The organism is Mangrovimonas sp. TPBH4, assembly GCF_001280505.1.
Classification (GTDB): Bacteria; Bacteroidota; Bacteroidia; order Flavobacteriales; family Flavobacteriaceae; genus Mangrovimonas_A.
The window spans coordinates 112,484-124,297 of the sequence record NZ_LBIO01000062.1 but is presented as its reverse complement, the minus strand read 5'-3'; the positions used below and the strand labels follow the sequence as shown (position 1 = coordinate 124,297).

Here is an 11,814-nt window from a genome sequence, read left to right as displayed (position 1 = left end):
TTAAGGAAATATATGGAAGCAGTATTATACTTATCTTTGATTATTAGTGCATATTGGGAGGTTGTGGCTACACAAGTTTCCGATAGAAACCTATAAGCAACCGAAAGCCCTTTAGCGTCACTATGAAAAAACGCATTTTAGTCATGCCCCTTAACTGGGGATTGGGTCACGCCACCCGCTGCATTCCAATTATCCGTGCTTTAATAGCCCATAATTTTGAACCTATCATCGCCTCCGATGGGGACGCCCTGGCTCTTCTAAGAAAAGAGTTCCCTGATTTAGAATCCTTGGAACTGCCTTCTTATAAAATCCATTACGCTAAAAAAGGACAGTGGTTCAAACTGAAATTGATTGCCAATGCGCCTAACATTTTAAAAGCCATAAGAACTGAAAACAGGATGGTCGACCAGATCATTGCATCCCACCATATTGACGGCATTATTTCGGACAACAGACTTGGAGCCTATTCCAAGAAGGTTCCTTCTGTGATTATTTCCCACCAATTACGAGTATTAAGTGGCAATACCACCTGGTTTAGTACACTCATGCACCAATCCTACATCAAGAAGTACAATGAATGCTGGGTTCCGGACAGTTTGAAATCCCCAAACCTAAGTGGCCAACTTGGCCATGTGGATAATTTTGAAATCCCATTGAGATATCTGGGTCCCATCAGCCGCTTTGAGAAGCAAAACTCCAAAGATGTTTATGACATCATGGTATTATTGTCGGGACCAGAACCACAACGCACACTTTTGGAAGAGAAAGTTTTGGAGCTTTTTAAAGACCAGTCCCTCAAAACTGTTTTTATAAAAGGAGTGATGGAAGCTGAGCAGACTTGTGAACAAATGGGCAATATGACCATTTACAATTATATGGGAAGTGAGCAACTGGAAGCCGCCATCCACCAAAGTTCGCTAATTGTATCCCGTTCTGGATACACTACTGTGATGGATTTGGCTAAACTTGGCAAAAAAGCCTTTTTTATTCCAACTCCAGGTCAATTTGAACAGGAATATCTTGCCAAAAGACTGGACAGCCAGAAATTGGTCCCTTATTGTAAGCAAGATGATTTCAGTTTGGAGGAATTGGAACGCGTGAACACCTATCAAGGCCTTTCAGAATTGGAATATGATGTGAATTACAAAAAGCTATTCAGCCTTTTCAAGGGTGAATGAAAATTCACTACCCACTCCTATTTCACTTTCCACATATATCTTTTCTTCATGAGCTTCTATAATATGCTTCACAATAGAAAGCCCCAGTCCAGAACCTCCTTCTTTTCGCGATCCACTTTTGTCAACACGGAAAAAGCGCTCAAATAATCTAGGTATATTCTCCTTTCCAATCCCCTCGCCATTATCCGTTACCCGAACAATTACTTTATTCTTGATCAAGTTTTCAATACTTACCTCGGTAGTACCTTTGTCATGACCATATTTTATAGAATTCACAATAAGGTTTGTAAGCACCTGCTGAATACGTTCTTTATCTGCTCTTACCATTACTGGAGCCACATAATCGACATCAAATATTAAGGAGATCTTTTTCTTTGCCGCCTTCATCTCCAACATATCAAATACATTCTCCACCAACTCAACAATATCAAAAACTTCGACATTCAACCTTAAATCACCAGCTTCCAATTTGGTAATCATATCCAAATCGCTCACAATGTATATAAGGCGCTCTACTCCCTTATTTGCTCTCTCCAGATACTTCTCCCGAATTTTTTTGTCATTTTGAGCCCCATCAATTAAAGTTTCCAAATAGCCTTGAACCGTAAACAAAGGGGTTTTAAGTTCATGAGCTACGTTACCCAAAAACTCCTTGCGGTACTCCTCCCTTACCTTTAAACTTTCAATTTCAAGTTTTTTGTCCTTGGCATACTTATCGATTTCATGCGTAAGGGTAGCCATATCTGTAGTGATGGGCTGCTTTCTCAATGTGGTAGACTCCAACAAGGTAAGGTCGTCGTAGATTTTTTTAACCCTTCGGTAAATAAAACGCTCTACTCGGTATTGTATTACGGCAAAGGAAAACAGGTAGCACACCACCGCAAAACCCAAAATTAATATCCACCAATATTCTAGATTGGAGGTATATAAAAAAACACTCATAAAGAGCGTTAAAAAAAGTGTAATGTAAGTAGAAGTCCTAATAGCGAACTTATACGATTTCTTTATTTTTTTCTTCTGCATTAATCTACAAACTTATAGCCTACCCCTTTTACGGTTTTAAAGCTATCATCTCCTATTTTTTCTCTTAGTTTTCTAATATGAACATCGATCGTTCGTCCACCAACCACTACTTCATTGCCCCAAACCTTGTCCAGTATTTCCTCTCTTTTAAACACCTTCCCTGGTTTGGTAGCCAATAATGACAATAATTCAAACTCTTTTCTAGGCAGGACAATTTCCTCCCCTTTCACTGAAATTTTATACTCTTCTCTATTGATGGTCAAATTACCAACTTTCATCACATTTTCAGTGGCATTTTCTTCCTTAAGACGTCTTAGCAAAGCCTTCACTTTACTAATTAGCACTTTTGGCTTGATAGGCTTGGTAATATAATCATCGGCTCCGGCCTCAAAGCCTGCCACTTGGGAATAATCTTCTCCCCTGGCTGTAAAAAACGTGATGATGGATTCTCCCAATTCTGGAATCTTCCTCATTTGCTCGCAAGCTTCAATACCGTCCATTTCTGGCATCATCACATCCAGTATTATCAATTGAGGTTTTTCTACCTTGGCCTTTTTAACGGCTTCAAGACCATTTTCTGCGGTAATTACCTGATAGCCCTCTGAGGAAAGGTTGTATCCTACAATTTCCAAAATGTCTGGTTCATCATCAACCAGAAGAATTTTTATGTCCTTTTTTTTCATCGGTTTTGTTGTAATCTTTTCAGGGTCAAAGATAAAACTAATAACAAAAATTTATACTTCCTTACATAATGATAACATTAAGATAACTTTTCACTTACCCTTATGTAATGTCCTACAAATTACCCATTTTTTTCCAAAAAATCATAACCTACAGTTTTATTTCCTTTATTTAAATTCAACGTTAATTTATTGTAAAATAAGCATTTATATTTTCAATCTCATTAATTCGGTTGGATTTCTGTTTATATTTGTAGGAACAGCATTACTAATTTAAACACTGAAATTTATGAAAAAAATTTACTTTTTGGTATTTACGCTTACCACAATGTTATCTTTTGGCCAGGATATGGTAATATCCGGTGTTTTTGACGGCCCACTTTCGGGAGGTCTTCCCAAGGTTGTCGAGCTTTATGTTATCAATGACGTTGCCGATTTATCGCTTTACGGATTTGGTTCCGCCAACAATGGCGACGGTACGGACGATGCAGAAATCACACTATCTGGATCCGCTACGGCTGGGGAGTATCTTTACATCGCTTCTGATGACACTTCTGTAATGGATTATTTCGGGATTACACCCGATTTTGTTTCCGATGCTGCCAATGTAAATGGTGACGATGCATTGGAATTGTTCTTTAACAGTTCTGTTATAGACACTTTTGGAGACATCAATGTTGACGGAACCGGAGAAGCTTGGGAATATTTGGATGGATGGGCCTACCGTGTTGACGGAACCGGACCTGATGGCAGCACTTTTGTACTGGCTAATTGGAGCTACAGTGGCCCCGATGCCATTGATGGCTGCACTAGTAATGACACCTGTGGTTCTGAGTTTCCAATGGGCACCTACAGCACCGAAGGCTCTACAGAGCCAAGTCTAACCATTCTTTCCCCTTCCAATGGAGAAGAATTTATTCCAGGAACCAGTTCTGTAACCCTCTCTATAAGTGTTCAAAATTTTGTAGTTGGAAATCCCGGAGAAGGAATAGATGGACACATCCATTGGAGTATTGTTAGTGGTGAGGGCGCCGTTACGCAACCTATGAAATACGATACAGACGACATCGAAATTACGGTGACCGACGGAGGTGAATATCTAGTTGAAATGTATCTTGCAGACAACAACCACAACCCAATCACCCCAGAAGTAAGTGCCTCGGTAGAATTTGAGGTTGAAGAAATTATACAGGTAGAAAATCTAGCTGCTTTGAGAGCCGATGTTACCACAAATGGAGAAGGGCACTATTACGAACTATTGAGTACACCAACCGTTACCTACACCAGAACATTTAGAAACCAAAAGTACATTCAAGATGCCAGTGCAGGTATTTTAATAGACGATAATTCAGGCATCATTACCACAAGCTTTGTAGAAAATGATGGTATTGACGGTCTTATTGGACAGACTACAGAATATAACGGCGTGTTGCAATTTGTACCAATGGAGGATGCCTCCGTTTCTACAGGAACCGCCGTAACTCCAGAAGTAGTAAGCATTGCTACACTATTAACAGATTGGGAAGATTACGAATCCGAACTGATAGAGATTGTAGACGCAACCTTTACAGATGCAGGATCAACCTTTGCATCTGCCAGCAACTACGACTTAAGCGATGGCTCCACAATCAATTTCAGAACCAATTTTAGTGAAGCCGATTATATTGGAACCACCATCCCCACTGGAGCGGTTCCTGTTGTGGCTCTTGTGAATGAATATAATGGTTCACCACAAATTACTTCAAGAAGTTTGATGGATATGACGCTTTCCATAGGTCAATTTGAAAGCATTGAGTTTTCACTCCACCCTAACCCAACAAACTCCGGTATTGTTACGATTTCCACAGCTAACCAAGGTGATATTTCAGTAACAGTTTATGATGTATTGGGTAAAAATGTTTTGAACACCGATGTCTTAAATGGCCAATTAAATGTAAGTACTCTTGCCCCTGGGTTATACCTTTTACAATTGGAACAAAACAATGCTTCAGTTACCAAGAAATTAATCATAAATTAGGCAGACCTTGTCTGAATCTTTAAAAAGCGTTGCCATGGCAACGCTTTTTATTTTTACCTACTTTTGTCATCATGATATCAGCCCAAGACATTTTCGGGATACAAACTCAGGAGGATTTCCAAAAAGTAGCCCTGGACGTTTTTAAGTTTCAATTTAAGTACAACTCTGTATACCGATCGTTCTGCGATTTACTCTACATCCATCCCAGCGATATTTCTAACTATCGGGATATTCCTTTTCTACCCATTCAATTTTTCAAGTCGCATGAGGTGATCAGTAGTACGGAAGAAATTCAAAAAACCTTTAGCAGTTCGGGCACAACGGGATCTGTTACCAGCAAACATCATGTTACCGATCTTTCTCTATATGAACACAGTTTTAGAAAAGGGTTCGAACATTTTTATGGCCCAGTTGAGGATTATGTGGTTCTAGCACTATTACCTTCCTACTTGGAACGTGATGGTTCATCACTCATTTATATGGTGAACGATATGATTAATCAATCCAAACAACCTGAAAGTGGTTTTTACCTGCACAATATTTCCGATTTAAAGGAGAAGCTCCTAGCATTGGAAGCCCAACAAAAAAAGACCTTGCTTATAGGTGTTTCCTTTGCCCTTTTGGATTTGGTGGGATCCTTTCAGTTTGATTTAAAACACACCATTGTAATGGAAACTGGTGGCATGAAAGGCCGCAGAAAAGAATTGATTAGAGAAGAACTCCATCAAATTCTGAAAAAAGGATTTGGGGTTGAACATATCCACAGCGAATATGGCATGACTGAATTATTGAGCCAAGGCTACTCGAAAGGCCAAGGTATTTTTGAATGCCCTCCATGGATGCAAATCCTCACTCGGGATCCTGAGGACCCCTTAACTTTAGTAGACCATCATAAAACGGGAGGCATCAACGTCATAGACCTTGCCAACCTAAACTCATGTGCCTTTATTGCCACTCAAGATCTTGGCCGCGTTTACCCAAATAACACATTTGAAGTCATTGGCCGATTTGATCACTCAGATATTAGAGGCTGTAATTTAATGGCCCTGTAAGGTTTTTAAATTTTTCCCGACCAATGGTTTGCTAAGAAAAAAGCAAATTTATTTTTTTAGTTGGTTGGTTAATTGAAACGCCCGGTTTGCTTCCGGGCGTTTTTTTATGCTACTAACTTAATGATGTAAGTGTTTTTCTTTCCTTTATTCAAAATGATGTACTGTCCGTGGATCAAATCGCCCTCACTTAATACATAATCTTCTTTCACCTTTTCTTTGTTCACAGCCACGGCGTTTTCCTTGAGTGCTCTTCTAGCTTCACTATTAGACCCTAAAAATCCAGTTTTGGCAGAGAGTGCAGCAATCATATCCAATCCACTTTCTATAAATTCTGCTTTAGAAATTTCTGCTTGCGGAACCCCTTCAAACACATCTAAAAAGGTGCTTTCATCCAAAGTTTGGATGTCCGCCTTGAACGTTTTGCTGAACAAAATATTGGAAGCTTTTACTGCCTTTTCCAATTCTTCCTTAGAATGAACAAAAGTAGTCACCTCCTCTGCCAATCGTTTTTGAAGAATTCTTGCATGCAGCATTTCCTTGTGCTCTGCAATTAGCGCATCAATAGTGTCCTTATCTAAAAAGGTGAAAATCTTAATATACTTTTCGGCATCCTCATCAGTTGTGTTCAACCAGAATTGGTAGAATTTATACACCGAGGTTTTATCGGCATCCAACCACACATTTCCGCCTTCAGACTTCCCGAATTTAGAACCGTCTGCCTTTGTAATCAATGGACAAGTCATGGCAAAAGCCTTGGCTTCCTCCCCCACATTCATACGACGGATGAGCTCCGTTCCCGTGGTGATATTACCCCACTGGTCACTTCCTCCCATTTGCAAGACACAGTTGTGGTGCTTGTACAAATGGTAAAAATCGTATCCTTGAATCAATTGATAGGTAAACTCTGTAAAGGACATACCAACGCTTCCTTCCTCTCCAGACAAACGTTTTTTAACAGAGTCCTTTGCCATCATGTAGTTAACGGTAATACGCTTTCCTACCTCACGAGCAAAATCGATGAATGAAAAGGTCTTCATCCAATCGTAATTGTTCACCAATACAGGAGCATTTGCTTCCGAAGAATTGAAATCCAAAAAGCGAGACAGCACGCCTTTTATACCAGCCACATTATGGTTTAAAGTCGCTTCATCCAAAAGGTTTCGCTCATCGCTTTTCCCTGAAGGATCCCCAATCATTCCTGTCGCACCACCAACCAAAGCAATTGGTTTGTGGCCTGCTTTTTCCAAATGCACCAATAAAATAATAGGCACCAAACTTCCAATATGCAAAGAATCTGATGTGGGATCAAACCCAATGTAGGCGGTGGTCATTTCCTTATTCAACTGTTCTTCGGTTCCGGGCATCATATCATGCACCATTCCTCTCCATCTCAATTCTTCAACAAGCTTATTTGCCATAATATTTTCTATTGATCACTTATTTTTCGCAAAGATAAAAATCAATGTAGAAATCCTAATGCTTTATGAATAATTCTTTACTTTAGTTGCATGGTTTTAGTCACAGGAGGTACTGGTTTGGTGGGGTCGCATTTACTCTACAAACTTATCAATAACAATGAAAAGGTTAGGGCTATTTTCAGGACTCCCGAAAGCCTTGCAACCGTAAAAAAAGTATTTTCATATTACACACAGGATCCCGAAACCCTCTTGGATGCCATTGAATGGGTTAAAGCCGACATTACAGACGTTCCCTCTTTAGAGGAAGCATTTACTGGAATTACCCATGTTTACCATTGTGCTGCCTTGGTATCCTTTGCTCCAAACGACTATTACAAACTTCGAAAAATAAATATTGAAGGCACCTCCAATGTGGTGAACCTGAGTCTTATCTACGGAATTTCCAAATTATGTTATGTCAGTTCCATAGCTACCGTTGGCAAACCTCCAAAACCAGAAATGCTAATAGACGAAACCACACCCTGGAACCCAGAAGATGACAACAGTGTGTATGGCATCACTAAATATGGCGCTGAAATGGAAGTTTGGCGCGGATCTCAAGAAGGCTTGGATATCGTGATGGTAAATCCCGGCGTGATTTTGGGCCCGGGGTTCTGGAACGGAAACGGTAGTAGTGGCCTTATAAGAAGAATTCACAAAGGGATTCCTTATTACACCACTGGCACGGGTGGCTATGTGGATGTAGAGGATGTTGTACAAATTATGCATCTATTGATGCATAGCAATATTACCAATGAGAATTTTATTTTGGTTTCTGAAAATATTCCCTTTAAGGATTTTCAATATAAAATAGCAACAGCCCTAGACGTAAGTCCTGCCAAAAAGGAGCTTCCACAATTGTTTTTGGAAATGGGCTGGCGATTAGATTGGCTAAGACATAAACTCACTGGATCCAACCGGCAATTATCCAAACAGATGTCTAAAACCGTAAGAAACAAATCCTTTTACAGCAGTTCAAAAGCTATAAACACCTTGAACTATACTTTCAAAAATATTGATGCAACCATAGATGGGGTATGCCAACATTATTTAGAAGATCTTAAAAAAACATCACTGTCCTAAAGGCTTTTTCAGTTTTTTTAAAACATCTTTTCTCAGTGAATCTCCTGTAGTAATTCCCTTCTTGGGTATTCTCGGTGCTCTAACGGAATCCTTTACCTTCTTAATAGAATCCTGCTTGCGTGTTTTTTCACTTTCCTCAACTTCACGGATCGAATCAAAATACTTCTTTTGAACATCGATACGTCCCTCGACATCTTTTACAATGGCATCATAAGCTTCGGTATCGTAGGCATAATAATCACTACTCTGCGCAAACTGCAAACTATCAATTCCATGTTTTTTAAACACATACTCCTCTGGATGAATTCCTTTGTCCTCCAAAGTCTGTTTTTTCATGGACTTGGCCGCATTCATCAAAAAAACGTCATATAAAATGTCCGACATTTTTTCTTTGGCTATCAGATTGTCTGGCTTTTCAGGCCTTTTTACATCATGACATCCCCAAAAGCTGGCAAGTAGCACAGAAAAAATCAGTAGTTGTTTCATCTATCAAAAGTTAATCGCTTGGCAGCTTTACCATTGGTAAACTTAAAGTTGTTATATACCAAACTACCGTTTACAAACGTATGGGTAATGCGAGATTTAAAGGTGGTTCCTTCAAATGGAGACCAACCACATTTATAAAGAATATTCTCCTTTTTCACAGACCACGGACTGTTGACATCTACAATTACCAAATCGGCAAAATAGCCTTCACGGATGTAACCGCGCTTTTCAATTTGGAACAAAATGGCCGGGTTGTGAGCCATTTTCTCCACGATTTTCTCCAGTGAAATTTTTCCTTTGTGATAGGCCTCAATCATGGCAACCAAGGCATGCTGTACCAACGGTCCTCCCGAAGGCGCTTTAGTATACACATTTTTCTTTTCCTCTAAAGTATGAGGTGCGTGATCGGTCGCAATTACATCAATACGGCCATCCAACAAGGCTTTCCAAAGCCCCTCTCTATCTTTATCGGATTTTACGGCAGGATTCCACTTGATTAAAGTTCCCTTGGCATCATAATCTTCATCACTGAACCACAAATGGTGAATGCAAACCTCAGCCGTAATTTTCTTCTCCTTAAGTGGGATTTTATTGGTAAACAGTTCTGTTTCCTTTGCAGTAGACAAATGGAAAATATGTAATCTAGCTCCTGTTTTCTTAGCCAATTCAATGGCTTTGGAAGAAGACAGATAACAAGCTTCCTCACTTCTAATTTCAGGGTGGAACTTAATTGGAATATCATCTCCATACTTTTCCGTATACTTGGCCATGTTGGCCTTGATGGTTTCTTCGTCCTCGCAGTGTACGGCAATTAACAAATTGGTACTGCTGAAGATTTTTTCCAAGGTTTTTGGATCGTCCACCAACATATTCCCTGTAGAAGAACCCAAGAACAATTTCAAAGCAGCAACATTCTTTTCATCTACTTTTAAAATTTCCTCCAGGTTATCATTGGTACCACCAAACATAAAAGAGTAATTGGCATGCGAAGTTTCGGCAGCTATGGCAAATTTCTCTTCCAATTTTTCTATGGTCGTGGTTTGCGGAACTGTGTTGGGCATTTCTATAAAAGACGTAATCCCTCCTGCAATGGCCGCTTTGGATTCTGTTTCAATATTGGCCTTGTGGGTCAATCCTGGCTCTCTAAAATGCACTTGGTCATCTATGGCTCCCGGGAGTACAAAATTCCCCTCGGCATCAATCACCTTGACATTGGAAGATTTTGCACTTATGGAATCTGCAACCTCCTTGATATACTCTCCTTCAATTAAAATGTCCCCTTCAACAATTTTGCCCTCATTAACAATTTTGGCATTTTTAATAAGTACCGTACTTGTTTTCATACTATTTCCCAACTAAGCTTTTTAATTTCATATTCAACACTCCAAAAATGGCTTCAGAAATAATACCACTGCTCATTTTCGATTTCCCTTTGGAGCGGTCCGTGAAGATCACGGGTACTTCTATTATTTTAAATTTTTTAAGATACGCCTTAAACTTCATTTCAATTTGAAAGGCATACCCAACAAATTTGATGCCATCCAAATTGATAGCTTCCAAAACATACCGTTTGTAACAGACAAAACCTGCCGTGGTGTCCTGGAGTTTCATTCGGGTAATCAACCTTACGTATTTCGATGCAAAATAAGACATCAACACTCGGCTCATGGGCCAATTGACCACATTCACCCCTTTAATATAGCGCGAACCAATAGACACATCGGCGCCTTCAACGGCACAGGCATTATAAAGCCTTGCCAAATCTTTAGGGTCATGAGAAAAGTCGGCATCCATTTCAAAGATGTACTCGTAAGGTCTTTCAAGACACCACTTAAACCCATCTATATAGGCCCTTCCCAAACCAGTTTTGCTTTTACGTTTCAACAAAAATAAGGAATTTGGAAACTCCTCCTGAAGTTCTTCTACCTTAAGTCCTGTTAAATCAGGGGAGTTATCATCAACCACCAAAATATCAAAGGCCTTGTCCTGAGTAAATACGGCCCTGATGATGGCCTCAATATTTTCAATTTCGTTATAGGTTGGTATGATGACAATGGCATCCCTCATGCAATCAAATTTTAGCAAAAGTAAGTTTTTTAATGTATTATTTTTATCGAAAAGTCCTTAATTAAAAGTTAAACAGCTAAAAAATTCTTAGTAATTTAGCGCTATGTTAAGAGAGGTTGTTTCTAACGAATGGTTTACTATTTTAATTGTTATGAGTTTAGGCTTGATAGCAATGGCCAAATTTATGTTTGAGCACCGCTTTTATGACTTTTTGGTCCTTATCGGGAATTCCAAATACCTGAAAATCTACAGCAGAGACCAGAAGTTTGTGGATGGGTTTGACAGTCTTTTGTTTTTGAACCTGATCATTTCTGTATCCATTTTCGCTTATATAAGCTACAGCACATTTATTGACCCGGCCAATTTCAACCTTATGGCTTTTTCAAAGCTCCTTATTGGCATAGGTGCGCTGCTCCTTATAAAAGTACTTTTGGAACGCCTTTTGGGCAGTCTTTTTGAAATAGACGAATTCATGGATCTATATCTGTTCCAGAAGACCAGCTTCAAGAACTTGAGCGGACTGTTTTTATTGCCAATCAACATTTTACTGATATATACCATAGCCCCGTCTAAGCTTATTATTTTTTGCACATTAGCCCTGATGGTGCTTATCAATATTATTGGATTTGTAACCACTTTCAAAAGCCACCAAAATATGATAATGAATAACTTATTCTATTTTATTTTGTATCTTTGCGCTCTTGAAATTGGTCCTTATCTAATTTTATATCACATATTAATCAATTACTAAGCTTAAACCTATACCAAAGC

General features: G+C 39.2%; 11 protein-coding genes. 5 read left to right on the top strand and 6 right to left on the bottom strand.

The window, feature by feature from the left end; all coding sequences use genetic code 11:
• Positions 1-122 precede the first annotated feature (122 nt).
• The gene (locus tag ZA05_RS16350; protein WP_053992766.1) at positions 123-1,178 is read left to right on the top strand and encodes a glycosyltransferase; all 1,056 of its coding nucleotides are present in this window, start codon (positions 123-125) and stop codon (positions 1,176-1,178) included.
• On the opposite strand, the gene ZA05_RS16345 is transcribed toward ZA05_RS16350, so the two are convergent.
• On the bottom strand, positions 1,152-2,201 hold the full coding sequence (locus ZA05_RS16345) for a cell wall metabolism sensor histidine kinase WalK (protein ID WP_053992765.1): 1,050 nt from the start codon (positions 2,199-2,201) through the stop codon (positions 1,152-1,154). The genes ZA05_RS16350 and ZA05_RS16345 overlap by 27 nt on opposite strands.
• Positions 2,201-2,884: a response regulator transcription factor gene (locus ZA05_RS16340; protein WP_053992764.1), complete on the bottom strand. Its 684-nt coding sequence runs from the start codon at positions 2,882-2,884 to the stop codon at positions 2,201-2,203. The genes ZA05_RS16345 and ZA05_RS16340 overlap by 1 nt, the downstream gene beginning before the upstream one ends.
• A 286-nt stretch (positions 2,885-3,170) precedes the next feature.
• Here ZA05_RS16340 and ZA05_RS16335 point away from each other — a divergent pair, with 286 nt between their 5' ends.
• Together ZA05_RS16335 and ZA05_RS16330 are read left to right on the top strand one after the other, a co-directional pair.
• A complete protein-coding gene (locus ZA05_RS16335) occupies positions 3,171-4,898 on the top strand; it encodes a T9SS type A sorting domain-containing protein (RefSeq protein WP_053992763.1) in 1,728 nt (575 codons plus the stop codon).
• A 71-nt stretch (positions 4,899-4,969) separates the two neighbouring features.
• Complete coding sequence (locus ZA05_RS16330) at positions 4,970-5,950, top strand: acyltransferase (RefSeq protein ID WP_053992762.1); 981 nt, start codon at positions 4,970-4,972, stop codon at positions 5,948-5,950.
• A 104-nt stretch (positions 5,951-6,054) separates the two neighbouring features.
• On the opposite strand, the gene tyrS is transcribed toward ZA05_RS16330, so the two are convergent.
• Positions 6,055-7,368, bottom strand: a complete 1,314-nt coding sequence (gene tyrS, locus ZA05_RS16325) for a tyrosine--tRNA ligase (protein ID WP_053992761.1) — start codon at positions 7,366-7,368, stop codon at positions 6,055-6,057.
• A gap of 90 nt (positions 7,369-7,458) precedes the next feature.
• Here tyrS and ZA05_RS16320 point away from each other — a divergent pair, with 90 nt between their 5' ends.
• Positions 7,459-8,490, top strand: coding sequence for an NAD-dependent epimerase/dehydratase family protein (locus tag ZA05_RS16320; protein ID WP_053992760.1), 1,032 nt, complete (start codon positions 7,459-7,461; stop codon positions 8,488-8,490).
• Here the strand turns inward: ZA05_RS16320 and ZA05_RS16315 are convergent.
• The 3 genes from ZA05_RS16315 to ZA05_RS16305 are packed head-to-tail and all read right to left on the bottom strand — an operon-like array spanning position 8,479 to position 11,043.
• On the bottom strand, positions 8,479-8,976 hold the full coding sequence (locus ZA05_RS16315; RefSeq protein WP_053992759.1) for a DUF4296 domain-containing protein: 498 nt from the start codon (positions 8,974-8,976) through the stop codon (positions 8,479-8,481). The genes ZA05_RS16320 and ZA05_RS16315 overlap by 12 nt on opposite strands.
• Complete coding sequence (locus tag ZA05_RS16310; RefSeq protein ID WP_053992758.1) at positions 8,973-10,319, bottom strand: dihydroorotase; 1,347 nt, start codon at positions 10,317-10,319, stop codon at positions 8,973-8,975. The genes ZA05_RS16315 and ZA05_RS16310 overlap by 4 nt, the downstream gene beginning before the upstream one ends.
• Position 10,320: 1 nt before the next feature.
• On the bottom strand, positions 10,321-11,043 hold the full coding sequence (locus ZA05_RS16305) for a polyprenol monophosphomannose synthase (protein WP_053992757.1): 723 nt from the start codon (positions 11,041-11,043) through the stop codon (positions 10,321-10,323).
• A gap of 103 nt (positions 11,044-11,146) precedes the next feature.
• Here ZA05_RS16305 and ZA05_RS16300 point away from each other — a divergent pair, with 103 nt between their 5' ends.
• Entirely contained in the window at positions 11,147-11,794 is a 648-nt protein-coding gene (locus ZA05_RS16300; protein WP_053992756.1) for a DUF4271 domain-containing protein, read from the top strand.
• Positions 11,795-11,814: the final 20 nt, after the last annotated feature.

What these genes read in the sequence shown, in the direction of transcription:
- tyrS (WP_053992761.1), bottom strand. Translation starts at nt 7,368, where the DNA reads ATGGCAAATAAGCTTGTTGAAGAATTGAGATGGAGAGGAATGGTGCAT.
- ZA05_RS16310 (WP_053992758.1), bottom strand. Translation starts at nt 10,319, where the DNA reads ATGAAAACAAGTACGGTACTTATTAAAAATGCCAAAATTGTTAATGAG.
- ZA05_RS16320 (WP_053992760.1), top strand. Translation starts at nt 7,459, where the DNA reads ATGGTTTTAGTCACAGGAGGTACTGGTTTGGTGGGGTCGCATTTACTC.
- ZA05_RS16315 (WP_053992759.1), bottom strand. Translation starts at nt 8,976, where the DNA reads ATGAAACAACTACTGATTTTTTCTGTGCTACTTGCCAGCTTTTGGGGA.
- ZA05_RS16350 (WP_053992766.1), top strand. Translation starts at nt 123, where the DNA reads ATGAAAAAACGCATTTTAGTCATGCCCCTTAACTGGGGATTGGGTCAC.
- ZA05_RS16300 (WP_053992756.1), top strand. Translation starts at nt 11,147, where the DNA reads ATGTTAAGAGAGGTTGTTTCTAACGAATGGTTTACTATTTTAATTGTT.
- ZA05_RS16330 (WP_053992762.1), top strand. Translation starts at nt 4,970, where the DNA reads ATGATATCAGCCCAAGACATTTTCGGGATACAAACTCAGGAGGATTTC.
- ZA05_RS16340 (WP_053992764.1), bottom strand. Translation starts at nt 2,884, where the DNA reads ATGAAAAAAAAGGACATAAAAATTCTTCTGGTTGATGATGAACCAGAC.
- ZA05_RS16335 (WP_053992763.1), top strand. Translation starts at nt 3,171, where the DNA reads ATGAAAAAAATTTACTTTTTGGTATTTACGCTTACCACAATGTTATCT.
- ZA05_RS16345 (WP_053992765.1), bottom strand. Translation starts at nt 2,201, where the DNA reads ATGCAGAAGAAAAAAATAAAGAAATCGTATAAGTTCGCTATTAGGACT.
- ZA05_RS16305 (WP_053992757.1), bottom strand. Translation starts at nt 11,043, where the DNA reads ATGAGGGATGCCATTGTCATCATACCAACCTATAACGAAATTGAAAAT.